The organism is Planktophila turicensis (SeqCode), assembly GCF_965234405.1.
GTDB classification, from domain to species: Bacteria; Actinomycetota; Actinomycetes; order Nanopelagicales; family Nanopelagicaceae; genus Planktophila; species Planktophila turicensis.
The window spans coordinates 235348-261289 of the sequence record NZ_OZ248346.1; the positions used below are offsets into that span (position 1 = coordinate 235348).

Genomic DNA, 25942 nt, shown 5'->3' on the forward strand with positions numbered 1-25942 from the left:
CTTCTCTAGAACTATCCCTCTTGTAGGTCAGTGGGAGCGTTATGCACGTCGAGAACATCGCCAGATAACTTATCTGTGCGGTTCAGTGGCTTCTTCGCATCTTCCTTATAGATCGCAGGGATTGAGCCCAAGAGACCCTTCTGGAAATCTTCAAATGCTTGAAGCACTTCGCGCTTTGTATTCATAACAAAAGGGCCCATCCAGGCAACTGGTTCCTTGATTGGTTGGCCACCAAGAATAAAGAGTTCGAGGTTTGGTGAACGTGACTCTTGCTGATTTGCAGCACGCACAACGATTGTGTCGCCATCTCCGAAGACAGTGAGCTGACCCATTGAAACCGGACGCTGTTCGTCACCAACAAAGCCATGACCTGACATTGTGTAGACAAGTGCGTTGTAATCCTTGCGCCAAGGAAGGCGAAGTTCTGCACCCGGTGCCACAGTTGCGTGAATCAAAGTAATTGGGGTCTGTGTGGTTCCAGGACCTACATGGCCATCAAGTTCACCAGCAATGATACGAACAAGGGAACCGCCATCAGTTGAAGATAGAAGTGCAACGTCGTTTGCACGAACATCCTGATATGCAGGAGGTGACCACTTCTTAGCTGCAGGGAGATTTACCCAAAGTTGGAAACCGTGGAACAAGCCACCTGACATCACGAGATGTTCTGGGGGAGTTTCAATATGAAGAATTCCGCCACCAGCTGTCATCCATTGCGTATCTCCATCAGAGATAGTTCCGCCGCCACCATTGGAATCTTTATGATCGAAGATGCCATCAATAATGTATGTAACTGTTTCAAAACCACGGTGTGGGTGCCACGGAGTTCCCTTTGGTTCTCCTGGTGCATATTCAACTTCGCCCATTTGATCGAGGTGAATAAATGGATCGAGCTCTGCTAAATCAACACCCGCAAATGCACGACGAACCGGGAATCCTTCTCCTTCAAAACCTTGCGGAGCAGTTGTAATGCTCTTAACGCGACGCGCACGTAGACCTGTTGTATCGCTGATGCGCGGAAGGATGGTGATGTCACTGACGGTTACTGCTGGCACGGTGGCTCCTTTGACTTGCCTTAAATGTAGTTGAACTTTCAACTAGTCGCAAGGCGAACTAAACGGGCTCATTCATAGAGCGTGCAGGAGTAAAGAACTCTTTTCCGAGCGGAGATGTCCAGGTGCAGGAGCCATCGCTAAAGCTTTGAATTCTCCAGCCATCGTGAGTCTTGAGTCGGTGATGCCTTCGACAGAGTGCGCCGATATTTTCAGGAGAGGTTGAACCTCCGGATTCCCAACTTTCAGCGTGATCGAGATCGGAAAGTAGGGCCGATCTTCGACAACCTGGAAAACGACAAGTTCGATCTCGAGCGATAAGAAAATCCTTGAGATGTTGCGGTGGTTCATAACTTTCGCGCCCGAAATCCAGGAGATTTCCAGTTTGTGGCTCGGTAATGAATCTCTTCCACTTCGCGTCCGATGCGAGTTCTCGCGCAACCGATGCAGGAATTGGTCCATAGCCCGCAAGCTGACCAGGATTTTCAGAAAGACCGAGAAGTGTTGGCAGATCGACAGTCACATTGACGGTGAGCGGACGACGTTGCGGAGTGACGGTCTCAGAGATTTCAGCGAGGAAGTTAGAGCAGATTGTTGAAAGTGCATCAGCGCGCTTCTGATCAATTGTGCGATCTGTATCGCTTTTGTTCTGTGAGAGATGAAGTTGATCTTGGCGCAAGATGAAGGCTTCGATGGAATTCATAACAATCTGCGCATCGGCCGCGGGTAAAATCGCGACGACTGTAGACATACCATCCGCTTCGTTATAGCAACTGACTCGTCGAAGCGCGGTCGCTCGAGATGTCATCTCTTCGAACTCTTCGGGAATGGCTTTAGCAATATCAGTTCGCACGCGCGCTGCTACTTGCCCCGGTGTATGTAGTTCGGCGAAGGAAATGGCGCGCTGTTCTACTTCGAAGATGACTGAATCCGGTGCACCATTACGAATCGCAATTGCTGCTTCGCGAGCAATTACAGTGGCATGCGCAGCAGAAATTTCTCCGGTAGCAAGCGCCGAACAAGTGTTAGGCAAGTTATTAACCAAAGTACGCGCAATATCAATGCGTGACTGTGCAGTCGCTGGTGCCAATCGAAGTGCGGTCGAAACATCTTCGCGCTCTGCCTCATCGACACCATAAAGCGGCCCTTCACCTTCGCTGGGCTGCAGTCCAGCAACTGCGGCAATTGCACGTTGACGCAAGGCATAGAGCCAGCCATCTTGGCGGTCGAGAGCTGCGAGGTAGTTAATGCGATCAGCGGCGCTGAGTGAGCACGGATCAATTTCTGAGAGACGAGCCAATGTTGCGGCACCCGGAATCGTGCGGAGAAGTTCTGACACATGTGCAGAGAGCCCCGCTACATCGATAAGGCGTGCTGTCGTCATGGAGGCGATATTCGTTGAGCGCACTGACAAAGCGTTCTGTCTATTCGCTTGACTATCGACACCTGGGGAAAAGTATTTTCGAGTGGGTGGCTCTGCGTGCGTAAATGGGCGGGTTTATTACAGTCGGTAGCGGCGTTAGAATGGGAATGTGAATAAGCATGCACCCAAGCTCAACAAGGTGATTCTGTATTACAAATTTACGCCAATCGCCGATCCTGAAGCTGTGCTGCTCTGGCAGAAATACTTGTGCCAATCTCTGAATCTCAAAGGCCGCATCCTGATTTCAAAGCATGGAATCAATGGAACAGTCGGCGGAGAAATGGCCGATGTAAAGAAGTATGTGCGCGAAACTCGCCGCTACGAAGGTCTGAAGAAAACTGTCTTCAAATGGTCAGATGGAACAGGCAACGAATTTCCTCGCCTTCGTGTTGTCGTCAAAGATGAACTCGTCGCATTCGGCAGCCCCAACGAAATTGAAGTTGATGAAAACGGCGTAGTCGGTGGCGGTGTACATCTTCGCCCAGAGCAAGTCGAAGAACTTGTGAAAGAGCGCGGCGATGAGGTCGTTTTCTTCGATGGTCGTAATGCCTACGAAGCAAAAATCGGAAAGTTTAAGAATGCAATCGTTCCTGATGTAGATACATCACGCGATTTCATCCGCGAAATCGAGAGTGGCAAGTACGACCACATCAAAGATAAGCCAGTCGTTACTTATTGCACCGGCGGAATTCGTTGCGAGATTTTATCTGCAGTCATGAAGAAGCGCGGATTTAACGAGGTCTACCAAATCGATGGTGGAATCGTTAAGTACGGCGAACGTTTCGGCGATGAAGCAAACTGGGAAGGTTCGCTCTACATCTTCGATGATCGTATGGCGATGGATTTCAGCGATAAAGCAAAGGTCATCGGCGAATGCGACAAGTGCAGCGCGCCAACAAAGGATTTCCGCAACTGCAACACAGCTTCATGTCACCAACTCATTCTTCTCTGCGATTCCTGTGCATCACTGCCATCAAACCTCAGCTGCACACACGATCAATCTCGTCAGCACGATTCCGAACTCGTCGGCTAACCACTCATGATTTGGTGGCCCTCTGAGATCCCCACTCTGCAATATGGGCTCGTCACTCTGCGCCAAAGCGCTGAAAAAGATATCGATTCGATTTTTAATGCCTGCCAAGACCCACTGATTCCAGCATTCACCACAGTTCCGGCGACATACACACTTGATCACGCAATTGATTTCGTGCGATCAGATCCATTTAGCCTCGCAGAACGTCGTGAGCTGAGATTTGTTATCGAATATGGAAATGGCGCTGATGCAAAATTTGCCGGAGTGATTTCGCTTCACACCATCAACATCAAGAATCACACCGCTGAAATCGGTTACTGGCTTGAGAAATCGATGCGCGGAAAAGGCATCGGAACAATCGCTGCCAAGATGATTACTGATTATGGATTGCGCACAATTGGCTTTAGACGCATTGATGGCCTTGCGGATGTAGAAAACGCCGCTTCACAGAAACTTCTCACAACTGCGGGCTTCCAAAAAGAAGGAATATTGCGCAACAAGGTCACACGTGATGATGGTCGGCAGATTGATATGGCACTCTTTGCAACGACCGATACGACCTGGACACCGCTAGAGCGCTAATTTCACAGAGAGGAATGCCATGGCAAAGAACCTCTTCCGTTCAACAGCGCTAGTCATTGCAGCTCTCTCGCTCTTCGCAACAGCGCTCACAGTGCCAGCCCGTGCCGATGACAATCCTCCACGAAAAATCATGACTGGCTGGATTCCTTATTACTCCATGAAGACCGCGCTTCCTGATGCGCTGAACAATGCGGATTTAGTTCGCGAAGTAATGCCTTTTTGGTACACCTTGAAATTTGATGGAAAAGCAAAAGCTCCATACGTTGCAGATTTATATGCACCAGCAAATCCAAGTGTTCCTATCTCTGAACCACTGACAGCCATGCGCAATGCCGGATTTTCGATTATTCCAACAATCACAGATGGAACGAGCAAATTAGTTTTGGCAGGACTTCTTAAGAATCCAACTTCGCGCACACAAGTCGTAAATGCGATTATGAATTTAGTACGGACAAATAATTACGATGGCGTTGATCTAGATTTTGAAGGTTTTGCTTTCGTTGATGGAAACACCACATGGGCAAGCACGGCACCTTCGTGGGTTGCACTCGTGAAAGAGCTAAGCGCCGCACTGCGTGCAGAGAAGAAATTGCTTTCAGTCTCAACGCCATATGTACTGAACCCAACTGGGGCTCAAAAGGGTTACTTTGTATATGCATGGGCTGCCATTGCGCCTTACATCGATAAGTTGCGAATCATGACGTATGACTATTCCGTCTCGAAGGTAGGTCCAATTGGCCCAATTACCTGGACGGAACGCACAGTTCAATATGCAGTTTCGATCATGCCTGCCTCAAAAGTTTATGTCGGAGTCCCTGGATATGGACGCGACTGGGTAACAGCAGTAACTGGCGTCTGTCCTGCCAACGTTATTAATACAGTAAAAGCTGGTGCGAAGGCTGCAACATTTGTGATGCGCGATGCACAGGCGCTTGCAGCAACATATGGCGCAGTTCCAACATATAACGAGCAATTTGGCGAGATGACCTTCTCGTATCAGAAGGTCTATAACGGAACCACCGCAACAGGTTTATCTACATCGTGCACAGCATCGCGCACTGCTTGGTATCAAGATGCCAGAAGCTGGGCGCTACGCGCAGACCTTGTTACCAAATATCGAATCGGTGGAATTACAGCATGGACTTTCGGCATGGAAGAACCCCTTGCCATGGAAGCAATTCGCACAGTTGCTAAATCAGTTGCCCCTGATCAAGTAACGCTGACCGCTGCAATTGATAAGAACGTTGTTGATTATGGAAATCCAATTACTGTAAATGCGTTGTTAACAATTAAGGACAAATCCGCCGTTGCTGGTGTACCAGTTCGCATCGAAGGTAAATCACAAGGTGATTCAACGTGGCGACTTCTTGCAACTGCCACATCAGGCATTGATGGAAAGATTGAGAAAGCTGTCATTGTCGGAAAGAGCACTGCTATCCGAGTCGCATCAGATGCAACGTGGGAACGCACTGAAGGCTTAAGCCCAGAGTTCCCAGTTTCAGTCAATCGCCTTCTCGTCGTATCAGCGCCTGCAACGGTTAAGTCTGCGACTGCAATAACCATCAGTGGAAATATCAGGCCACGTCTTGCAGGAAGTTCGGTTGCGCTCGAACGTCTTGTTGGAAAAGAGTGGAAAGCAGCCGGAACGGCAGTTCTGACAGATGCTCAAGGCAATTTCACGATCACGCTTAGCGGTTATCCACGAGGAGTTGTCCCACTTCGAGTAACTGTTGCTGCAGATTCGCTCTGGAACGTTGTGAGCAGCCCAACCTTTAATATCATTATCCGGTGATGGTAAAGACTGCAGATAAAATCGAAGAAGAGATTCGTGCAATCTTTTCTGGCGATACACCTTGGGTCACCATCGTCTGGGATGACCCGGTCAACCTGCAAACGTATGTGGTCTATGTATTTATGGAGCTCTTCGGATATTCAAAGGCACGTGCAACAGAGTTGATGTTGCAAGTACATAACGATGGCAAGGCCATTGTTTCTACCGGCAGCCGCGAAGAGATGGAACATGATGTGGCACGCCTTCACGAATATGGGCTTTGGGCCACCTTGCAACGTGGCGATCAGCTATGACCGCGACCGAAGGATTTAAGCGCCATGGCGACCATTCATACGTAGCAACATTTGCCGACAGTGAAAAGGAAGTGCTCCTCAATCTCTGCGAACAAATCATTGAGTTGCTGGCTGAGCGACATGACCATGGCCACGATGACCCACTGGCAGCGATGGTTGGAATTACTTCACACGACTCTCCACCAGAAGATGAAGTACTACACCGCCTGCTTCCCAATGCATATGCAGATCAAGTGGATGCATCAGAATTTAGGCGATACACAGAGGCAACTTTGCGACAAAAGAAACAAGCACATGCAATCTCAATGCGCATCCATCTGAAATCTTCCGATGATGGAGTCATTGATTTAGATCATGACAATGCCAACGCATGGCTTGGTGCAATCAACGACATTCGCCTTGCACTCGGTGTCAGATTAAAGGTGCAGAACAATTCTCAGGAAGATCTTGAACTTTTGGCGCCCGATGATCCTTTGCGCGGTGTCTATGCGGTCTACACATGGCTCGGTTGGCTACAAGAGACTTTGCTATCGGCCCTCATTGATGATGCCGATGAAGATGAAGAATCACAGCTCGGTAACTCGTAAGTTCTCTCCACTAGAAATTCTTGTGTAGGATTCACATATGTCACTCGAGATTTCACGCGCATTTGTTGATGCAATTCTCGAACAGTCGCGTGCGGAATATCCCGATGAATGTTGCGGAGTAATCCTTGGACCAGCTGGTTCAGATAAAGCCCTTCGCCATAAGCCGATGCTTAATGCAGCGCACTCACCAACATTTTATGAATTTGATCCGAAAGATCTCCTTGCGCTCTATCGCGAAGTTGATGACAACGATGAAGAGATTGTCGTCATCTATCACTCGCACACTGAGACTGAGGCCTACCCATCTCGCACAGATATCGCCTATGCCGGAGAGCCAGGTGCGCATTATGTGCTGGTCTCTACACGCGAAGAGATTGCACCTGCAACAGAGTTTCGTTCATATCGCATCATTGACGGCGTAGTTACCGAGGAACCCGTCACAATCACCGACTGATATTTTCAATTAGAGTTCACGGCTCTTTTTCGACATAATTACCACTATGGCAATCGACGTACGTATCCCAACAATTTTGCGCCCATATACCAAGGACCAAAAGTCCGTTGAGGCATCTGGTGCAACCCTCTCTGCAGTTATTGCAGATCTCGATGCGCAGTACGCCGGTCTCGGAGAACGTCTTCTTGAAAACGGAGCGCTCCGTCGCTTCATCAACGTCTACGTCAACGATGAAGATGTTCGTTTTCTTGGTGGACTTGAAGCGCAGATTAAAGATGGCGACTCCATAACAATTTTGCCTGCAGTCGCTGGCGGATAATTTTGGCTCGTTACGACTCTCTCGAATCGTCAGTAGGTAACACACCACTTATTGGCCTTCCTCGACTCTCACCTGCTCCCAATGTTCGTCTCTGGGCAAAGATGGAAGATCGAAATCCAACCGGTTCCATTAAAGATCGCACAGCGATCTCAATGATTGAGGCTGCAGAGAAAGATGGCTTACTTAAGCCTGGCTCAACAATTCTTGAACCAACAAGTGGCAACACAGGAATCTCACTCGCCATGGCTGCAAAGGTGCGCGGTTACAAACTCATCTGTGTGATGCCAGAGAACACAAGCCCTGAACGTCGCCAACTGCTTGAGATGTGGGGAGCAGAGATCATCTCTTCACCTGCAGCTGGCGGTTCAAATGAAGCAGTCCGTGTTGCGAAAGAAATTGCAGCGCAAAATCCAAGTTACGTATTCCTATATCAATATGGAAACCCTGCAAATACAGCAGCGCATTACAACGGCACCGGTCCAGAAATTTTCAAAGATCTTCCAACAATCACTCACTTTGTTGCTGGTTTAGGTACCACCGGAACTCTTATGGGTGCAGGTCGCTATCTTCGCGAACAGAATCCAGATGTTCAGATCATTGCAGCTGAACCTCGTTATGGAGAACTTGTATACGGACTTCGCAATATTGATGAAGGCTTTGTTCCAGAACTTTATGATGCAACTGTTTTAACTCGTCGCTTTTCTGTGGGCGCAGAAGATTCAGTGAAGCGCGTACGTGAATTACTTGAAGTTGAAGGAATTTTCGCAGGCATCTCAACAGGTGCAATTCTTCATGCAGCGATTGCTATGGGCAAGGAAGCAATTCGCGACGGACGAGATGCTGATATCGCATTCATCGTCTGCGATGCAGGCTGGAAATACTTATCTACTGGCGTTTACGGCTCGCAAATCGAAGAGGCAACCGAAGGGCTCGACGGCACTCTTTGGGCTTAACGCCTTCTCGCGGTTAGACTTAATCCATGAGTAACGCGCCAATCGGTATCTTCGATTCTGGCGTCGGCGGACTCACAGTCGCTCGCGCAATTCTCGATCAACTTCCCAACGAATCAACTCTCTATATCGGCGATACCGCTCGCGGACCGTATGGCCCTCGTCCACTCGCTGAAGTTCGTGACTTTGCACTCGAGACCTTGGACTTCTTAGTTGACCAAGGCGTGAAGGCTCTGGTTATTGCTTGCAACACTGCAAGTGCTGCGATGCTTCGCGATGCACGCGAGCGTTATTCAGTGCCAGTTATCGAAGTTATTCAACCCGCGGTTCGACGTGCAGTTGCGGCTACTCGCTCAGGAAAAGTTGGAGTAATCGGAACTAGAGCAACTATTGAATCAAAGGCTTATCTCGATGCATTTGCTGCAGCGCCCCAGCTATCTATTGAATCAATTGCTTGCCCACTCTTTGTTGAGTATGTCGAACGTGGTGAAACTTCCGGAGATGCAATCACCAAGGTTGCCCGCGAATACTTGCAGCCGATGATTGATGCCGAAGTAGATACCTTGGTTCTTGGATGTACTCACTACCCACTCCTTACAGGTGTTATTTCTTATGTAATGGGTAATGGAGTTTCACTTGTTTCGAGCGCCGAAGAGACGGCAAAAGATCTTTATCGCGTTCTTGTTGAAAATTCACTCTTGCGTCAGCCATCAGAGACACCTGCTACACACCGTTTTCTCGCTACTGGCGATGCCAAAGCTTTTGAAGTACTTGCACGACGCTTCTTAGGACCTGAAGTAGGTTCTGTTCAACATCAAGTTCTCTAATACCAATACATTCAGAAAATGGGGCATGACATGGCACGCAACGACGGACGATCAGTAGATCAGCTTCGCGACATCAAAATCACACGAGGTTGGCTCGATCACGCCGAGGGTTCTGTGCTTGTTGAATTTGGAAAGACTCGTGTGCTCTGTGTTGCTTCCTTTACTCCAGGTGTTCCGCGTTGGCTTAAGGATTCAGGCAATGGCTGGGTTACATCTGAATATTCAATGCTTCCGCGCGCAACACACACTCGTTCAGATCGTGAAAGCGTAAAGGGCAAGTTGGGCGGACGCACACAAGAAATTTCTCGCCTCATCGGTCGTTCATTGCGCGGCATCGTGGATATGAAGGAACTTGGCGAAAATACAATCGTGATTGACTGCGATGTTTTGCAGGCAGATGGCGGAACTCGCACAGCAGCAATTACAGGTGCATACGTTGCACTCGCAGATGCAATCTCCTGGGCACAGAAGCAAGGCCATGTGAAGGCAGGGGCAAAGCCACTTGCTGATTCAGTTGCAGCAGTAAGCGTTGGCATTATTGATGGAGTTCCAATGCTTGATCTCTGTTACGAAGAAGATGTTCGCGCTGAGACAGATATGAACGTTGTCTGTTCAGGCGATGGTCGCTTTATTGAAGTACAAGGAACTGCAGAAGGTGCACCATTTGATCGCGCCCTCCTTGACTCACTACTTAACTTGGCAGTTGCAGGATCTGCAACTCTCACTGAACTCCAGAAGCAAGCTCTCGCGAAGTAAATGGCACATAAGCTCTTACTTGCAACGCGCAATAAAGGAAAGATCGAAGAGTTCCGCCGCATCCTTGATGCTGTTGCTCCTGGAGAGATTGATTTAGTAGGTCTTGATCAATTCCCAGATTTACATGATGTCGTCGAAGATGGCGCCACTTTCGAAGCAAATGCTCTGAAGAAAGCGCGAGAAATGTCTATTGCAACCGGAATTCCCGCCATCGCTGATGACAGCGGACTCTGCGTCGATGCACTTAATGGCGATCCTGGAATTTTCTCAGCTCGATGGGCTGGAAACCATGGTGACGATGCAGCAAATACTGCAAAGGTATTGGAACAACTTGCAGATGTTCCTGATGAGAAGCGAAGCGCTCACTTCACCTGCGTCGCTGCTCTCTATCTCCCTGATGGCAGAAGCCACTGCGAAGAAGCCCAATTCAATGGCTGGATTCTGCGCGCACCAATTGGCGAACAAGGATTTGGCTACGACCCAATCTTTAGACCTGATGGATTGCAGCTCTCCAGCGCACAAATGAGCGCAGAAGAGAAGGATGCGATTAGCCATCGAGGGAAATCACTCCGAGCAATAGCACCGCATGTGATCACTTTGCTCAAATCCCTAGGTTAAACTTTCCTTATATTCCACCGTTTCATAACTCAAGGAGATATACCGTGGCAGTAAAGAAGAAGTCAGCAGCCAAGAAAGCTGCACCTAAGAAGGTTGCTAAGAAGTCTGTAGCCAAGAAGTCTCCTGCAAAGAAGACGGCTGCGAAGAAGAAGTCTGTGGCCAAGAAGACCACAGCTAAGAAGTCAGTAGCGAAGAAGTCGACTGCGAAGAAGGCAGTTGCAAAGAAATCTGTAGCGAAGAAGAAGACCACAACCAAGAAGGCAGTTGCGAAGAAGGCAACAGTCAAGAAAGCTGCGAAGAAGTCTCCTGCGAAGAAGGCAGCGACAAAGCTTGTTGTTCCTCCAGTTCCAGCAACTGGTTCAGCACGCGTCAATGTTTCAACAACACCAACTCCAGCAAAGCCTGCTGCTGCAAAGGCGCCAGCAAAGCCATCTGCAGCGCCACGTCAGGGATCTTCAAGTAAGACTCTCCTCGCAGTACTTGTCGGAGTAGTTCTTCTTGCGGCAATCGTTATTTCAAACTCAAGCAAAGATTCTGATGATGCAGCACCTGCTGTAGAGCCTTCGATTGAAGCTTCTGCAGAGCCAATGGCGACAGAGTCTGCCGAAGCTACAGATTCTGAAGCAACTGAGGTCGCATCAGGTGAAGCTCCATCACGTTTCATTGGAAACTGGAAAGATAGCTCTAAGTCAGTAATGGTCATTACATGGAAGGCGCCTGCTGGAGATGTAAAGGGCTACAAGGTTGAGACTCGCTCAAACATGGGCGCATGGAACGTAGTTTCAGAAGTTTCAGCAACAACACTTTCATCTGAGTTTGCTAAGACTTCAGAAGATGGTTCAACATCATTCCGCGTCACTGCAGTTTATGCAGATGGTGCTGAAGGCGCTGCGAAGGCATTTGGATTCGCAGGTCAGTTCGAATAATTCATTAGTTAGAAAAATCCCCATCCGATCACCGGGTGGGGATTTTTCTTTGCATCAAAATTACTTAAGCGACTTCACTATCTCCGCTACATAAACAGATACACCTGTCGGCACGAGGTGCACTCCATCGGGAGCGAAATATTCAGGGTGCCCTTCAGAGATCGCGCTCCAATCAACAACAGTTGTATTTGGGTACTCGGCTGCGATCTCATTGATGAGCTCGTTATTGGCCACACGCCAAGGACGTGGAACTGCCGTATTTACGACGATAATTTGAGGTTGATTCTTTACTAGTTCAAATATCTCACGTACCTGTTCGCGGCCTAGAGCATTGTTATTGCCAAGATTGAAGATAACGGGGGAGTCGGCGGCGTTGGCTAGATCAACCTTCATCACCTCAAGAAGCTCGCCGGCTTGTCTACCGATGCGAGCATTCATAATGGCAATCGGAGCGTTCTCACCAAGTGATGACCGAATACCAAGGATGACCGAGTCGCCAGTTACCCAGAGCCCGCCTGTATTGACTTGTTCTGTTGCGATGGGTTCTGAAGTCAGTAAAGCCTCTAGCTTTGCACGCTGATCATTGGCGATTCCAATTGCACGAACGCTAATGACTGCAGCAATAGCAATGACTACAACGGTGAGAATCGCAAAAGAGCGTGTCTGCACTGTTCGCTCTTTCTTGGTTCGATACTTAAGACCTTTATACCAATATTGAATGACGCCACGGCGAATCGGAAGTTCGACATATCGAAGCGAGATATCGCTAAGCGCAAAGACAATCAGAATGCGTAGCGCGTAGAGAGCCCATTCTTGTCCTGCAAGATCGACAGATGGTCGAGTGACTTGAAAGATTACCCAGTGCCATAAGTAAATCGCATAAGAACGTTCACCGATCCAGAGAAATACTGGGTTCTGTAATACCGGTGCAAAGCGCGATGCAGGGTGAACGACAGACATCACAATTGCAGCACCGCAGATACCGGCAAGCGGGAAAGCAATTTTGTAGAGCGTTGGTTGGCTCTCATCAATCAATAAGAACGCTGCGATGATTCCGAAGAATCCAAGAAACCCAACTGCATCGATAAAGTCTTGTGCCTTCTTCGATACGGTCTTTGTAAAGTTCTGAGGAATCCAGCTCACTGCAAGGGCGGCTCCCAAGAAGAGCCCGATGCTATGTGTATCTGTTCCAAAGTAGACGTGGCTTACCTTCGAAGCATTTGATGCATCGAGTGAGAAAGAGACAAAGAGAAGTGCGGCACCAGATGCCGCAGCAATAATGAGAGATGCAGCAGGAATGTGTTTCTTGCCAAATTTCTTGAGAATGAAATAGAGAATCAGTGGCCAAACAAGATAAAACTGCGCTTCAACAGCAAGTGACCATGTGTGCTGCAAGAGCGGCGGTCGACCGATGCTTTCAAAGTAATCCTGATGGCGAGCAACAAGCCACCAATTCATAGTGCCGGTCAATGAGAAAGGGGTATCAGTCAGAAGTCTCTTGATCGTATCGGGAGCCCAAATTCCGATAGCAATAGTTGTTGAAACGAGCATAAAGATTAGAGCGGGCAATAAGCGACGAGCACGGGCTAGATAGAAGCCCCGCAAATCAAGGCCACCACTTTGGGCGATGGAATCAAGCAATAGGCGAGTGATGACATAGCCAGAGATAACGAAGAAGAGATCAACGCCGAGGAAGCCACCTGGAATCCAAGTGAAGCCCAAGTGGTAGAACATCACTGCAATTACAGCAATAGCGCGAAGGCCATCGATTGCAGGAATGTATTGGATACCGCGATTGGTAGCCATAGAAATTACTTACGCTTTGCGGCCGGCTTTTTAGAGGCTGACTTCTTTGCAATCGCCTTCTTCTTCGCCGGCTTCTTTGGCGCTGCGATTGCAGGACGAGTGCGCTTGCTTTCTACTTTAATTGGAGCAGATTTCTTGACTGTTCCATCTGAATTGAGGGAATCGTTAACAACAGCCTGCATCTTGTTAAGTCGCGCAAATGCCGAATCTAATTTTTCGCGAGATGCTGCAATGGCGGTTTCAGCAGCTGTGAGCGCACTTGCCTGCGAACGGTAAAGGCGCTCAGATTCAGCGATGATATCTGCAAGCCATGCTCGGTATTCGATAACATCTTCTGCAGCTTCTGAAATCACGCGCTCTGCTTCGCGGCGAGCAGCCGTAGTAAGTGCAACTGCTTCGCGGCGCTTAGAGTCAACAACAGAATCCGCTTCGCGCACCTTTGCATCTGCAATTGTTGATGCTTCGCGACTTGCATCGCGAACAATTTCAGAAGCTTCGACTTCAGCAGCTGAAATATATTTACGTCCACGAGATTCGGCTCCAGCAAGAATGCTGCGAGCTTTATTCTCAGCACTTTCAATCGCATCCTGAGCCGTGCGGGTAGTCTCGTTTACGAGTCGTTCGGCAGCAGCATGAGCTTTAGCTTCACGCGCTTGCGCCGACTTGATCATCGACATGGCCGTTTCGGTAGCTAGGATTTCAAATTCTTCGCGGCTTAAGCCGGTGATGTCGCGGCGAGACTTGAGGTCAGCAAGTTGTGATTCGAGTTCGCGAATGCGATCGACAGGGTTTGCCACTGGTGCGCGTTCTGCTTCATCGCGAAAACCAACCCAGTTGCGGAAGCTCTTCTCTGCCATGGTCTAACTCTCAATCAAATCTCGGGGATATTGGTGCAAGAGCCCAAGATTAGAGCATCAAGCTACTTTCGGTAAATGGCGAATGAGACAGCTAAGTACTGCGAAATCCATGCGGCAAGCACAAAGATATGAAAGAGCTCGTGGAAGCCGAAGTACTTTGCGTTGCGCCCCGGCAATTTAAGCGCATAGAAGATGGCGCCGATTGAGTAGAGAAGGCCACCGATGAGAATAGGCAGAATCACCCATAGCCCACCCTCTTTATAGAGCTGTGGTGTGTAGATAACTGCAACCCAGCCGAGAAGTAGATAGTTCGCGACATAGAGAAAACGTGGTGCGCCAACCCAGAAGACCCGGAGTGCAACACCAACAAGAGCTCCTGTCCAAACAACTGCAAGAAGAACGTTGCGATCTCGATCATCAAGGAGTGCAACAGCAAATGGTGTGTACGAACCTGCGATAAGTAAGTTGATATTTGCATGATCCCAACGTCGCCAAATTTTCTTCTTACGTGGAACCCATGGAACGCGGTGATAAATCGCAGAAACGCTAAAGAGCATGATTGCAGTGAGTGAGTAGAGAGCCACCGCCCACTTAAATGATTCGCCACTGAGAATAAAGAGTACGAGTGAAGCAATGATGACAAGCGGTGTTGCAGCTAAGTGAAACCAGCCACGCAACTTCGGAGGCACCTGGTTTGGTTCGATGGGCGTTGGCTCCGTATTCATACCCGTAAGCCTAATCGTTTCTGAGGTTTCGAACCGATGGAACCATGAGAGATGCAATAGATGCCACCAATGTCACGCCCCCGGTAACGAAGAGAATCGTATTCACGCCAAAGTGCATAGCTAGCGGGCCTGCAAAAACAATGCCAAGTGGAGCAATTCCGTAGGACCCCAGAGTGTCATAAGAGCTGACACGAGAGTATGACTCTTCCGGGACGTGACTCTGTAGGGAGGTATTCCAGGTAACCATAAATACTTCAAGGCTGATGCCTGAAATAACTGATGCAAGAACAGAGAAGATGATGTGCGAATCAAACGCGAGTGTGAAATCCCAAACGGCAGATAACGCAATCAAAATCATGGCAAGGAAGAGTGGACGTCCAATCTTTACCTTGAGCACCCAGATGCCGCCGATGAGCATGCCCACTGAAAGTCCGGCAAGGTTGTAAGACCATTGTTTTGGACCGCTGACTGGATCATTGAAGTTAAGTGGACCTAGTACCGAGAGCATCGATTCAAATGCCATGTTGATCAGCGCAAAAGAGAGCACCATTGCAATAACCCAAGAGCGCGAGATGAATTCTTTCCACCCTGCAGCAAGATCGTGAATGATTCCTGGGCTCTTATCTTTCACTTTTCCAATGATGGGTAAGTTCCAGACGATTGCACCTGCAATAAAGAATGAAATTGCATCAACAAGTAAGCCCCAACCAGCGCCCACAGTTGATACGAGAATTCCACCACCGAGCGTTCCGAGGATGTATCCAAAGTTGGTAGTTAATCCAATTACCGCATTACCTTCTTGCAACTTCTCTTTTGGCAATATTTCAGGCAGAACTCCAGACATCGCTGGCCACCAAATTGCGTTGAGAATTCCAAAGAGCGCTCCCATCAGCGCAAGCAACCAAGTACTTGAGAAACCAACGATGAGCGAAATAGCGCTGAGAGCCGCGAGGAAGCTACCAATCATGTCGCTTCCACCAACTAGACGATTACGTTGGAATCTATCGGCGATGACTCCACCAAAGAGCATGAATGCAAGAAGTGGCACAAAACGTGCAGCCATAACAATTGAGAGATCTTTACCGGTTGAGTTAGGAAGACTGAGTACTCCGTAAGCAAGTGCAATGGGGGAGACGCCATTTCCCACATTCGAAATAAATCGAGAGATGGCCAAACTAGTGAAGCCCGGATACCCCCGGACATCTCGCAACTGAGTCAGCATCTGAGAAGGATACCTACCCTCGAGTAATAAAAATTGAGCGTAAAACGGCGTCTCATCTCCAAAAATAATCCCCGAAATTAACCAGTTTGGTGATGCAAATTCTTCGCAACAGGCGCACACTTTCTTCTGTCGGCGATCACTGAGGCTCCTCGAGGACTTCATGGGTCACTGAACTTACGAATCAAACGATTCGCACTGATATAGCACTCACGGAGGCTTACTACATGTCAGTAACACTCGACAGCAACCAATGGAACCTCGTTTACGCGGTCTTCTCATTCGGTTTGGTTTCAATGCTCGCATGCACTGTGTACACCCTCGTATCACAGTCACGAGTTCTAGCTAAGTACCGCAATGCTCTAGTGATGTCATCAATGGTTACATTCATTGCTGCATACCACTACTGGCGCATCTTCAACTCTTTCACTGAATCTTCAGAAGGAATGGTTGTAAATGTTTCAGGCGAGCAGGGCGCATTCAACGAGGCATACCGCTACGTTGACTGGCTACTCACAGTTCCACTACTTCTTGTTGAAGTAATTGCTGTTCTTGCACTTGCTGCAGCAGTTGCAAAGTCACTCATTATGCGACTTGTTCCAGCAGCAGCAGCGATGATCGCACTTGGTTACCCAGGTGAAATTTCATCAGACCAGAACACACAGGTTCTTTATGGTGTTCTTTCAACAATCCCATTCCTTTACATCCTCTACGTACTATTCGTAGAGCTTGGAAAGTCATTGGAGCGCCAGCCAGCAGGTGTAGCAGAAACTGTAGGACGTCTACGTCTTCTTCTCATTGCTACATGGGGCGTTTACCCAATCGCGTACATCTTCAACATCGTTGGTGATGCTTCAGCATCATCATTCGTTGCAGTTCAGGTTGGATACACAATCGCTGACGTTCTAGCGAAGTGCGTATTCGGTCTCACAATCTTGAAGATCGCACGCATGAAGTCACATGCTGAAGGCATGCCAGCAGATCACTAATTATTTAACGTAATTAGGGAAGGGCGTCGGGAAACCGGCGCCCTTCTGCTTTACCCTTTACATATGAATATGCAGCGCATTAATAATTTTCGTATGGGTGCATATGCAGCCCTTGCAGCAGGTCTCATCAATCTCCGTTACCAGACAGGTAGCGATAGCAATATGTCTAAGAGCTTGCTACTAATTGTTCCTGGTGCGCTTGTTCTTGGGCTTTCATTAACAACAGCTGGAAAGAAACTTCTAGATAGCAAGACCGCCGCAGCGATTGGTATCACTGGCGGCGGCCTCTTACTTATCTATAGCTTTATTTTGTAGCGATTAACCCTTTGCTGCAATAAAGCCAGCTGCAAGATCTGCCTTAATATCTTCGATATTTTCTAGGCCAAGACTCAAACGAACAAGTCCTGGAGTAACTCCAGCTTCAAGCTGTTCAGCTGGTGAAAGCTGTGAGTGTGTTGTCGTCGCTGGGTGAATTACCAAAGAACGAACGTCTCCGATATTTGCAACGTGGCTAAAGAGTTCGAGAGATTCGACGAACTTCTTTCCAGCTTCGATGCCACCCTTGAGTTCGAAGGAAAGTACTGCGCCGGGTCCCTTTGGAGCATACTGAGTAGCCAGTGCATTCCAAGGTGAAGATTTCAGCGCAGCGTAATTTACCTTTTCAACATCAGGATGAGCTTCTAGCCATGTTGCCACTGCCTTTGCATTTTCGATGTGGCGTTCAATGCGAAGTGAAAGTGTCTCAAGACCCTGTGCAAGCAACCATGCGTTAAATGGTGAAACTGCAGCTCCGACATCACGAAGAAGTTGAAGACGAATCTTGAAGATATATGAAAGGTTTGCACCGAATGCAGAACCAACGCCCAGAGCTTGCGAGAAGACCAAGCCATGGTAGCTAGGGTCTGGCTTATTAAATCCTGGGAAGCGATCTTGATGCTGCGCGTAGTCAAACTTTCCTGCATCGATGATTGCGCCAACGACAGCGTTTCCATGGCCTGAAAGGAACTTTGTTGCTGAGTGAACTACTACGTCAGCACCAAATTCAATCGGCTTAATGAGGTATGGCGTTGCCACTGTGTTATCAACAATGAGTGGAACACCGACTGAGTGAGCAATATCTGCAACTGTCTTAATATCAAGGATTTCATTCTTTGGATTTGCAATAGTTTCACCGAAGAATGCCTTTGTATTTGGCTTTACAGCCTTCTTCCATGATTCAGGATCGCTTGGATCTTCAACGAAGGTGACTTCTACACCAAACTTAGGAAGTGTGTAGTGGAACAAGTTATAAGTTCCGCCGTAAAGGCTTGGGCTAGAAACAATATGGTCGCCCGCTTCTGCAACGTTGAGAATTGCAAATGTTGTTGCAGCTGAACCTGATGCAAGAAGTAGCGCTGCAACTCCACCTTCAAGCGCAGCAAGGCGTTGCTCGACTGCATCCTGCGTTGGGTTCATGATGCGTGTGTAGATATTGCCAAGTTCAGCTAAGCCGAAGAGGTTGGCAGCGTGTGTTGTATCGCGAAATTCGTAAGCAGTTGTTTGGTAGAGCGGAAGTGCGCGAGCACCTGTAGTTGGATCTGCAGTCTGCCCTGCATGAATCTGCAGAGTCTCAAAGGACCAATTGTTAGACATAGTTATCTCCATCGCGGTAGATGTCATGCACTGAGAAGCGAGAAGAAAATCAACTTTGATTTTCGCGCTTGTCAGTTACCTGACCTGTTCGTCACCCGGAGCACCCCACCGCGGTGGAGGGTTGCCGTCTACTGAGCCGGGGCTAATACGTAGAACTCGTGAACACCAGAATTTTATACAGAAGAATTTCAAATGAAAAATTGCAGTTCAATCTCCTTTGCGAATGATTCGCATTTTCATTTTCTAAAGGAGAGATCTGCCTTTTTCATCGCATTCGTAAGGATTCGAATGGCGTTTGGCCCCATGCCGTGAAGCGATTTCACCTCATCGAGAGAAGTTTTTCGTAGGTCGCTCAATTTGTAATAGCCATCATCAATGAGTGCTCTGCGGGCAGGGGCTGCTAAACCAAGTTCTCGCCAAGGGCCATCAACGGCTGCATAGGCATCGAGATCTACTTCTCCGCGGGTAACTTCACAGTTGCTCATCGCACGCGCTGCTTTACGAGCAGCGGCAGCGCGCATAGCTTCGCCACGTAACTTCTTAGCTTTTGCTGGAGATTGTTTAGCCATGGTGATGAAAGCCCTTCTGGTGCGGGAGGCGGGACTTGAACCCGCACGCCGAAGCACAAGTTCCTAAGACTTGCGTGTCTGCCATTTCACCACTCCCGCTGGAGTTGCATCACGAAGGTTACGCGCCTTTCGCTGATGCAACAAATCCGTGCGTAACTACTCGGTGAAGCGCTAGTTAGTGAGCGCTCCACGACGAGAAACTGCATCGACTCCTGCTGACACGAGCAAGACCGCGCCAGTTACTAGGAATTGAATTCCTGCACCGTATCCAAGAAGTCCCATACCGTTGTCGATGACAGCAACAACAAGTCCTCCAAGGATTGCATCGCGCATGCGTCCTTTTCCACCGAAGAGTGAAACGCCACCAATTACGGCTGCACCAACTGCATAGAGCAGAGTTGATGATCCACCAGTTGAAGGCGAGATTGAGTTCATGCGGGATGCAAAGAGCATTCCAGCAACAGCTGCGAGTGAAGAACAGAGGACGAATGCAATTGTGCGAACGCGCTTTACATTGATACCGGCACGACGTGCAGCTTCTGCATTTCCACCGACAGCGTAGATATGTCGACCGAATGCAGTCTTTGAAAGCAAGAATGTTCCAGCGATAAGAATTACGAGAATAAGTGGAGCTACGTAAGGAACGCCCTTAGTGCTGTTGGTCTCTGACAATCCACGTTCCTGGTTGAGTTGGAAGACGGCAACACCAGTGATGATAAGTAGTGCAAATGTTTTCATCGCCCAGAGCTGAGTAAGTTCAACTACCAGACCCGCCTTGCGACGTGAATTGATGCGACGGAGGCCGCTGAGTACGTAGAGCGCAGAAGCTACTGCCCACAAGATCCATCCCTGCATCGGTGTCATATTGCTATTTTCAACAGCCAAGATAGTTTCATCAGCGATTGGAATAGTTCCGCCTTCACCAGCAAGGAGAAGCAGAATGCCCTGGAAAGCCAAGAAGGCAGCCAAGGTGACAACGAATGAAGGAATTCCAAGTCGTGAAACCAGGATTCCGATAAATGTTCCGAGCGCTGCACCAACGACGATGCTCATTCCGAGTGCGGTGTACCAGCTCCAACCGTGGTCGGTCACAAGAAGAACAAGTACTGCGCCGCATACACCTGATGCATAACCAGCTGAAAGATCGATTTCTCCAAGCAAGAGCACAAATACAAGGCCCATAGCAATCACCATTACTGGAGCTGCTTGAGTTAATAGATTTGCAAAGTTGCGGTTGGTAAGGAAGTACTCAGACATAAAGCCGAATACGGCGATCAGCGCAATAAGGCCAAGTACTGCAGGAAGTGAACCAATATCTCCTGATTTGATTCGAGAGAGGTAATTCGTTGCCGCTCCCTTAAGGGATTCTTTCTCTAAAGTCGCTTGAGTAGTCATTACTTTGTCACTCCTTCAGATTTACCAGTCGTAATTAGTTCGATGACCTGATTTGTTGTTACATCAGTCTTCTTTACCTGTGCAGCCATTTTTCCGAGATAGAGAGCGGCAATATTGTCAGCAACTTGGAAAATATCGTTGAGGTTGTGGCTGATAAGAACAACAGCCAAGCCCTTATCGGCAAGGCGACGAACAAGGTTAAGTACCTGTTCTGTCTGCGCAACACCAAGGGCCGCAGTTGGCTCATCCAGAACAACCACCTTTGAGTTCCAGAGAACTGCGCGTGCGATGGCAACTGTCTGACGTTGACCACCTGAAAGAGATGAAACAGTCTGACGAATTGATTTCACAGTTCGAACATTGAGGCCATCAAGAGTCTTACGTGCAAGTGACTCCATTGATGTCTCGTTAAGTGTGATGCCCTTCTTCTCTTCGCGACCAAGGAACATATTGTGAACGATGTCGAGGTTGTCGCAGAGAGCAAGATCTTGGTACACGATTTCAATGCCGAGCGCAGTGGCAGCTCGTGGACCATCGATATCGACCTTATTGCCTTCAAAGATTATTTCGCCGCTTTCTGGTGTGTAGATACCAGCGATACATTTAATGAGAGTCGATTTACCAGCACCGTTATCTCCGACGAGGGCTGTTACTTGCCCTGGATAGATATCTAGGTGAACATCTTTCAATACGTGGACCGGACCAAAGGATTTATTGATTCCTTTAAGCGATAGCAACGGTGTGCTCATGAGCGCCTCTCGATAAATATTTCATTTAGTGAATTAACTTTAATAATGCGAATCCGGTCCGAGGTAACCCCCGGACCGGATCCTTAAGCATTTGCTATATGAAGCAAGGTAAAGCTTTGGTTTCTAATGAATTAGATACCGTTTGCCTTACAAACAGCTTCTGTTGCAATCTTGCAAACATCAGCACGCTTCTGGAAGCCATCAGCGATGACAACCTTGACGTTAGCCTTTGTGATTCCAACTGGTACGAGAAGAACTGATGGAACATTGCGCTTTCCATCGTTTGTCTTGCCCTTTGCAGTTGTGACCTTCTTGCCCTTTACCAATGCAACTGCGAGATCAGCTGTTGCGTTAGCTTGTGCCTTAATACCCTTGTAAACAGTATTTGAAAGGTCTCCTGTAAGTACTGCTGCAAGTCCGTCTGCTGTTGCATCCTGACCTGAAACGCATACCTTGCCGTTAAGTCCGTTCTTCTTAAGAACAGCTACTGCTGCAAGTCCAAGACCTTCGTTAGCTGATACAACTGCATCAAGCGTTCCGCCTGCCTTTGTGAGCTGCTGCTCGAAGATAACTCCACCCTTTGCGTTATCCCAGTCTGGGACAGCCTGATCGTCAACAAGTGTGTATGCACCTGACTTGATTGATGGGCGAAGAACTGAGTCGTAACCCTGCTTGAAGAGTGTTGCGTTGTTATCTGTTGGTGAACCGTTCAAGTAAACGATCTTTGCTGACTTCTTACCAGCTGCATCGAGGCAAGCCTTGATTCCCTGGCCTTGAAGCTTTCCAACAGCTACGTTGTCGAATGAAACGTAGTATGAAGCTGAACCAGCAAGTGTTAGACGATCGTAGTCGATTGTCTTAACGCCAGACTTTGCAGCCTTCTTCTGGATTGCAGCTGTTGATGGTGAATCAAGTCCAGCCATGATCAAGACCTTGACGCCCTTTGCGAGCATCTGATCTGCGATTGTTGCGAACTTTGCCTTATCTCCGTTTGCATTCTGAATGTCAGCAGTTACGCCAGCCTTCTTAAATGCAGCTGCAAGGAAGACGCGGTCTGCTGTTTCCCAGCGAGCTGATGAAGCAGCATCAGGAAGGATTACGCCAACCTGTACGCCAGCAGCTGTTGCTGATGATGCAGACACGAAGCCTGTGAGTGCGAGGGCAGCTGATGCGATGACCGCTGCTACTGCGCTACGACGCTTTGTCATATATGTAGTGACCTTTCGAAAAAGTCGAAGACCAGGAGAGAAGATTTTTCTCATCCTTTTGTGGTCTCTGACGGGTGATGTAAAGGTATTAGCGTGTTCAATAAATGGCGATACTTCTGAGTTAACGATTAGGTAACGCTTGGCGCTGATTTGGGCGTCCTCACGCGTGCGTGAGCGGGTAACCTTGCCTAATGCCCAGCCTCGCCGACCAGCTCGCAGCCGATATCCAGGCTGCCCTTGCCGAGGCATTTTCCAAGGGGCTTATCGAAGGTAGCGCCCCTGAAAACATCACCCTCGAGCGCCCTAAGAATCGCGACCATGGCGATTACGCCACTTCTATTGCGCTTCAGTTAGCGAAGGCGGCCGACAAGAATCCTCGCGAGATCGCGACCATCTTGCAGGGCGCAATCGCTTCTATCGCAGGAGTCGCCAAGGTAGATATTGCAGGTCCCGGTTTTATCAACATCACATTGGACCGCGCCAGCCAAGCAGAACTTGTTCGCACCATTCTTACTAATAAATATGAATATGGTCGTGGCCATGCGCTCGCTGGAGTAAAGATCAACCTCGAATTTATTAGCGCCAATCCAACCGGGCCGTTGCACTTAGGTCACACACGTTGGGCAGCGGTCGGTGATGCACTCGGTCGCGTTCTTAGCGCAGCAGGTGCACAAGTCACTCGCGAGTTCTATATCAATGATCGTGGTCGCCAAATGGATCTCTTCGGTCAATCTGTTCAAGCTGCCGCTCTAGGTAAGCCAATTCCTGAAGATGGTTATCAAGGAAATTACATCGCAGACCTCGCAAAGGAAGTTGTTGCTGCAAATCCAGCAATTTCAACGAGCGAAGAATTTCGCGAAGCCGCTTACAAAGTTCAGCTCGTGCAACAGCAGAGTGTTCTTAACACCTTCCATACTGTCTTTGATGTTTGGTTCTCAGAGCGCTCGCTCCACGAGTCAGGGGCTGTCGAACATGCACTCGACAAACTTCGCCAACAAGGCCACGTCTTCGAACAAGATGGCGCTGTCTGGTTACGTACAACAGATTTTGGTGATGATAAAGATCGCGTAATTCTTAAGGAAGATGGCGACCTCACATACTTCGCATCAGATACTGCTTATTACATCAATAAGCGCGAACGTGGCTTCGATATCTGCATCTATATGTTGGGCGCCGACCATCATGGTTATATCCATCGCCTCAAAGCAACTGCTGCCTGCGCAGGAGATGATGCTAATTACAACGTCGAAATCATGATTGGTCAGCTGGTAAAGATTATGGAAGGCGGCGAAGAACTCAAGCTTTCAAAGCGCGCCGGCACCATCATTACTCTTGAAGAACTCGTTGAAAAAGTTGGCGTTGATGCAGCGCGCTACACCTTGATTCGCTACCCGGTAAATACGCCGATGGTGATGGATATCGATGTGTTACGTCGTAACACCAACGAGAACCCTGTCTATTACGTGCAGTATGCACATGCGCGTATTGCCGCAGTTCTGCGTAACACTGCTGAACTAGGAATCAAATCTGATCTTGGCTCATTTGATCCATCCCAACTTTCTCATGATCGCGAGAACGAATTACTTGGAGCACTTGCCGAATATCCAAACGTCGTTGCAAGTGCTGCTGAATTCCGCGAGCCACATCGTGTAGCTCGTTACCTCGAAGAACTTGCCGGCGTCTATCACGGCTTCTATGCAGATTGCCGTGTCCTACCAATGGGTGATGAAGCGATTGCACCTATTCACTCTGCGCGTGCTGCACTCTGCGCAGCAACGATGCAAGTTCTTGCAAACGGTCTTGATCTACTGGGTGTCTCTGCACCGGAGAGGATGTAACGATGGCGCAGAACGCTTCAACAAATATGTGGTCAAAGAATGCATCCCTTGATGGCGGAACTTTGAGCCTTGCTGGAATTCCAGCTGCGCAATTAGCAAAAGAGTTTGGTACACCTGCATTCTTCCTCGATGAAGATGCTTACCGTTCACGCGCACTTGCGTGGCAGAACGGATTGCAATCCGAGTTCGGCGCACATGCAGGAACTATCTACTACGCTGCAAAGTCCTTTATCTGCACTGCTGTAGCTCAATGGATTGCTGATATCGGAATCGGTATCGATGTCTGCACCGGGGGAGAACTCGCAGCAGCTCTTGCTGGTGGAATCGACCCACAGAAAATCGAAGTTCACGGAAACAATAAGTCTGTTGCTGAAATTGATCGCGCAGTATCTGTTGGCGTAAAAACAATCGTGATGGATTCACTCTTTGAAATTGAGCGCGTAGCCGCAGCTGCGAAGAAGTACGGTGTACGCCAAGCGGTAATGCTCCGCTTAACACCGGGCATTGAAGCTCATACACACGAGAAGATTTCAACTGCTCATGAAGATGTGAAGTTTGGTTTCTCTATCGCTTCCGGTGCTGCATGGGCAGCAGTCGAAGCGGTTGCAACACATCCCGAACTCGAACTCCGCGGAGTGCACTGCCACATTGGTTCACAGATCTTTGGTTCAGAGGCACATGAAATTGCAACTGATCGCTTAATGGGCTTTATGGCTAAGTATCGCGATGCATACGGCGCAGAACTTCCCGAACTCGATCTCGGTGGAGGATTTGGAATCTCTTATGTGAACGGAGATGTCACTGTCGAACCAGCTGATGTCCTGCCGCAGATTCATACCGCAGTAAAGAAGGCATGCTCGACTTACAACTTAGCAATGCCGCTCGTTTCACTTGAACCAGGTCGCAACATTGTTGGCCCAACAATGTTTACATTGTATGAAGTAGGAACTGTTAAGGATGTTGTCATCGAAGGTGGCAAGGTGCGCAAATATGTATCTGTCGATGGCGGCATGAGCGATAACGCACGTACTGCGCTTTACGATGCTGAATACACCGCAGTGATTGCACAACGTGCATCAACTGCTCCTGTCGCACTTACTCGCTTAGTCGGAAAGCATTGCGAAACAGGCGACATCATCATCAATGAAATTCAACTTCCATCAGATATTGCACCTGGTGATCTCGTTGCGACTCCTGCTACCGGCGCATATGGCCGCAGTATGGCGAGCAATTACAACCATGTGCCTCGACCACCTGTTGTTGCAGTAAAAGATGGAAAAGCCCGCGTAATAGTGCGCCGAGAAAATGAGGCAGACCTGCTCTCACTTGATGTGAAAGAATAG

General features: G+C 48.6%; 27 protein-coding genes, 1 tRNA gene and 1 riboswitch. Of the genes, 16 read left to right on the forward strand and 12 right to left on the reverse strand.

The annotated features are described in order from the left end of the window. Positions 1-11: 11 nt before the first annotated feature. Positions 12-1055 (reverse strand): pirin family protein, encoded by a 1044-nt coding sequence (locus tag AC8GFK_RS01165; RefSeq protein ID WP_095673123.1) that lies wholly within the window; start codon positions 1053-1055, stop codon positions 12-14. A gap of 58 nt (positions 1056-1113) precedes the next feature. After that, the gene (locus AC8GFK_RS01170) at positions 1114-2436 is read right to left on the reverse strand and encodes an HNH endonuclease signature motif containing protein (protein WP_506625393.1); all 1323 of its coding nucleotides are present in this window, start codon (positions 2434-2436) and stop codon (positions 1114-1116) included. 148 nt (positions 2437-2584) lie between these two features. Between AC8GFK_RS01170 and trhO the strand changes: the two genes are divergently transcribed. The 12 genes from trhO to AC8GFK_RS01230 are packed head-to-tail and all read left to right on the forward strand — an operon-like array spanning position 2585 to position 11612. After that, positions 2585-3508, forward strand: coding sequence for an oxygen-dependent tRNA uridine(34) hydroxylase TrhO (gene trhO / locus AC8GFK_RS01175; protein ID WP_506625394.1), 924 nt, complete (start codon positions 2585-2587; stop codon positions 3506-3508). A 6-nt stretch (positions 3509-3514) separates the two neighbouring features. After that, positions 3515-4090: a GNAT family N-acetyltransferase gene (locus AC8GFK_RS01180; protein WP_506625395.1), complete on the forward strand. Its 576-nt coding sequence runs from the start codon at positions 3515-3517 to the stop codon at positions 4088-4090. Positions 4091-4109: 19 nt separating this feature from the next. Further along, positions 4110-5882, forward strand: coding sequence for a glycosyl hydrolase family 18 protein (locus AC8GFK_RS01185; RefSeq protein WP_506625396.1), 1773 nt, complete (start codon positions 4110-4112; stop codon positions 5880-5882). Then, entirely contained in the window at positions 5882-6175 is a 294-nt protein-coding gene (clpS, locus tag AC8GFK_RS01190; protein WP_095673128.1) for an ATP-dependent Clp protease adapter ClpS, read from the forward strand. Before AC8GFK_RS01185 ends, clpS begins: the two co-directional genes overlap by 1 nt. Continuing rightward, entirely contained in the window at positions 6172-6762 is a 591-nt protein-coding gene (locus AC8GFK_RS01195; RefSeq protein WP_506625397.1) for a DUF2017 domain-containing protein, read from the forward strand. Before clpS ends, AC8GFK_RS01195 begins: the two co-directional genes overlap by 4 nt. A 37-nt stretch (positions 6763-6799) precedes the next feature. After that, positions 6800-7216: a M67 family metallopeptidase gene (locus AC8GFK_RS01200; protein WP_095673130.1), complete on the forward strand. Its 417-nt coding sequence runs from the start codon at positions 6800-6802 to the stop codon at positions 7214-7216. A 46-nt stretch (positions 7217-7262) separates the two neighbouring features. Then, positions 7263-7535, forward strand: a complete 273-nt coding sequence (locus tag AC8GFK_RS01205; protein ID WP_506625398.1) for a MoaD/ThiS family protein — start codon at positions 7263-7265, stop codon at positions 7533-7535. A gap of 2 nt (positions 7536-7537) precedes the next feature. Next, entirely contained in the window at positions 7538-8488 is a 951-nt protein-coding gene (locus AC8GFK_RS01210; RefSeq protein ID WP_506625399.1) for a PLP-dependent cysteine synthase family protein, read from the forward strand. A gap of 26 nt (positions 8489-8514) precedes the next feature. Beyond that, positions 8515-9312, forward strand: coding sequence for a glutamate racemase (gene murI / locus AC8GFK_RS01215; protein ID WP_506625400.1), 798 nt, complete (start codon positions 8515-8517; stop codon positions 9310-9312). Positions 9313-9342: 30 nt separating this feature from the next. After that, positions 9343-10068, forward strand: a complete 726-nt coding sequence (gene rph / locus AC8GFK_RS01220) for a ribonuclease PH (RefSeq protein WP_506625401.1) — start codon at positions 9343-9345, stop codon at positions 10066-10068. Beyond that, positions 10069-10686, forward strand: a complete 618-nt coding sequence (gene rdgB, locus AC8GFK_RS01225) for an RdgB/HAM1 family non-canonical purine NTP pyrophosphatase (RefSeq protein ID WP_506625402.1) — start codon at positions 10069-10071, stop codon at positions 10684-10686. 44 nt (positions 10687-10730) lie between these two features. Next, positions 10731-11612 (forward strand): histone H1-like repetitive region-containing protein, encoded by an 882-nt coding sequence (locus tag AC8GFK_RS01230; RefSeq protein WP_506625403.1) that lies wholly within the window; start codon positions 10731-10733, stop codon positions 11610-11612. 60 nt (positions 11613-11672) lie between these two features. Here AC8GFK_RS01230 and AC8GFK_RS01235 read toward each other — a convergent pair whose 3' ends face one another. The 4 genes from AC8GFK_RS01235 to AC8GFK_RS01250 form a co-directional block, all read right to left on the reverse strand. After that, positions 11673-13418 (reverse strand): acyltransferase family protein, encoded by a 1746-nt coding sequence (locus AC8GFK_RS01235; RefSeq protein WP_506625404.1) that lies wholly within the window; start codon positions 13416-13418, stop codon positions 11673-11675. Positions 13419-13423: 5 nt separating this feature from the next. Beyond that, positions 13424-14275, reverse strand: a complete 852-nt coding sequence (locus AC8GFK_RS01240; RefSeq protein WP_506625405.1) for a F0F1 ATP synthase subunit B family protein — start codon at positions 14273-14275, stop codon at positions 13424-13426. Positions 14276-14337: 62 nt separating this feature from the next. Further along, positions 14338-15000, reverse strand: a complete 663-nt coding sequence (trhA, locus tag AC8GFK_RS01245) for a PAQR family membrane homeostasis protein TrhA (RefSeq protein WP_506625406.1) — start codon at positions 14998-15000, stop codon at positions 14338-14340. A gap of 10 nt (positions 15001-15010) precedes the next feature. Beyond that, a complete protein-coding gene (locus tag AC8GFK_RS01250; RefSeq protein WP_506625407.1) occupies positions 15011-16222 on the reverse strand; it encodes an MFS transporter in 1212 nt (403 codons plus the stop codon). 224 nt (positions 16223-16446) lie between these two features. Here AC8GFK_RS01250 and AC8GFK_RS01255 point away from each other — a divergent pair, with 224 nt between their 5' ends. Further along, positions 16447-17208, forward strand: coding sequence for a bacteriorhodopsin-like (locus AC8GFK_RS01255; protein ID WP_506625408.1), 762 nt, complete (start codon positions 16447-16449; stop codon positions 17206-17208). A 63-nt stretch (positions 17209-17271) separates the two neighbouring features. Then, entirely contained in the window at positions 17272-17523 is a 252-nt protein-coding gene (locus AC8GFK_RS01260; RefSeq protein WP_506625409.1) for a hypothetical protein, read from the forward strand. 3 nt (positions 17524-17526) lie between these two features. Here AC8GFK_RS01260 and AC8GFK_RS01265 read toward each other — a convergent pair whose 3' ends face one another. The 6 genes from AC8GFK_RS01265 to AC8GFK_RS01290 all read right to left on the reverse strand — a co-directional run bounded on the left by AC8GFK_RS01265 (position 17527) and on the right by AC8GFK_RS01290 (position 22761). Further along, the gene (locus AC8GFK_RS01265) at positions 17527-18852 is read right to left on the reverse strand and encodes a bifunctional o-acetylhomoserine/o-acetylserine sulfhydrylase (RefSeq protein ID WP_506625768.1); all 1326 of its coding nucleotides are present in this window, start codon (positions 18850-18852) and stop codon (positions 17527-17529) included. A gap of 47 nt (positions 18853-18899) precedes the next feature. Then, positions 18900-19004, reverse strand: a riboswitch (SAM riboswitch). A gap of 72 nt (positions 19005-19076) precedes the next feature. Next, positions 19077-19409 carry a helix-hairpin-helix domain-containing protein gene (locus AC8GFK_RS01270; RefSeq protein ID WP_506625410.1) on the reverse strand — a complete coding sequence of 111 codons (333 nt, stop codon included), beginning with the start codon at positions 19407-19409 and terminating at the stop codon, positions 19077-19079. Positions 19410-19426: 17 nt separating this feature from the next. After that, positions 19427-19508, reverse strand: a tRNA-Leu gene (locus tag AC8GFK_RS01275). A gap of 72 nt (positions 19509-19580) precedes the next feature. Continuing rightward, the gene (locus tag AC8GFK_RS01280; RefSeq protein WP_506625411.1) at positions 19581-20804 is read right to left on the reverse strand and encodes a sugar ABC transporter permease; all 1224 of its coding nucleotides are present in this window, start codon (positions 20802-20804) and stop codon (positions 19581-19583) included. Continuing rightward, on the reverse strand, positions 20804-21553 hold the full coding sequence (locus tag AC8GFK_RS01285) for an ATP-binding cassette domain-containing protein (RefSeq protein WP_506625412.1): 750 nt from the start codon (positions 21551-21553) through the stop codon (positions 20804-20806). The genes AC8GFK_RS01280 and AC8GFK_RS01285 overlap by 1 nt, the downstream gene beginning before the upstream one ends. 131 nt (positions 21554-21684) lie before the next feature. After that, on the reverse strand, positions 21685-22761 hold the full coding sequence (locus AC8GFK_RS01290; RefSeq protein WP_506625769.1) for a sugar ABC transporter substrate-binding protein: 1077 nt from the start codon (positions 22759-22761) through the stop codon (positions 21685-21687). 191 nt (positions 22762-22952) lie between these two features. On the opposite strand from AC8GFK_RS01290, the gene argS reads away from it, so the two are divergent. Both argS and lysA read left to right on the forward strand, forming a co-directional pair. Next, the gene (argS, locus tag AC8GFK_RS01295; RefSeq protein ID WP_506625413.1) at positions 22953-24599 is read left to right on the forward strand and encodes an arginine--tRNA ligase; all 1647 of its coding nucleotides are present in this window, start codon (positions 22953-22955) and stop codon (positions 24597-24599) included. Positions 24600-24601: 2 nt separating this feature from the next. Then, positions 24602-25942, forward strand: a complete 1341-nt coding sequence (lysA, locus tag AC8GFK_RS01300) for a diaminopimelate decarboxylase (RefSeq protein ID WP_506625414.1) — start codon at positions 24602-24604, stop codon at positions 25940-25942.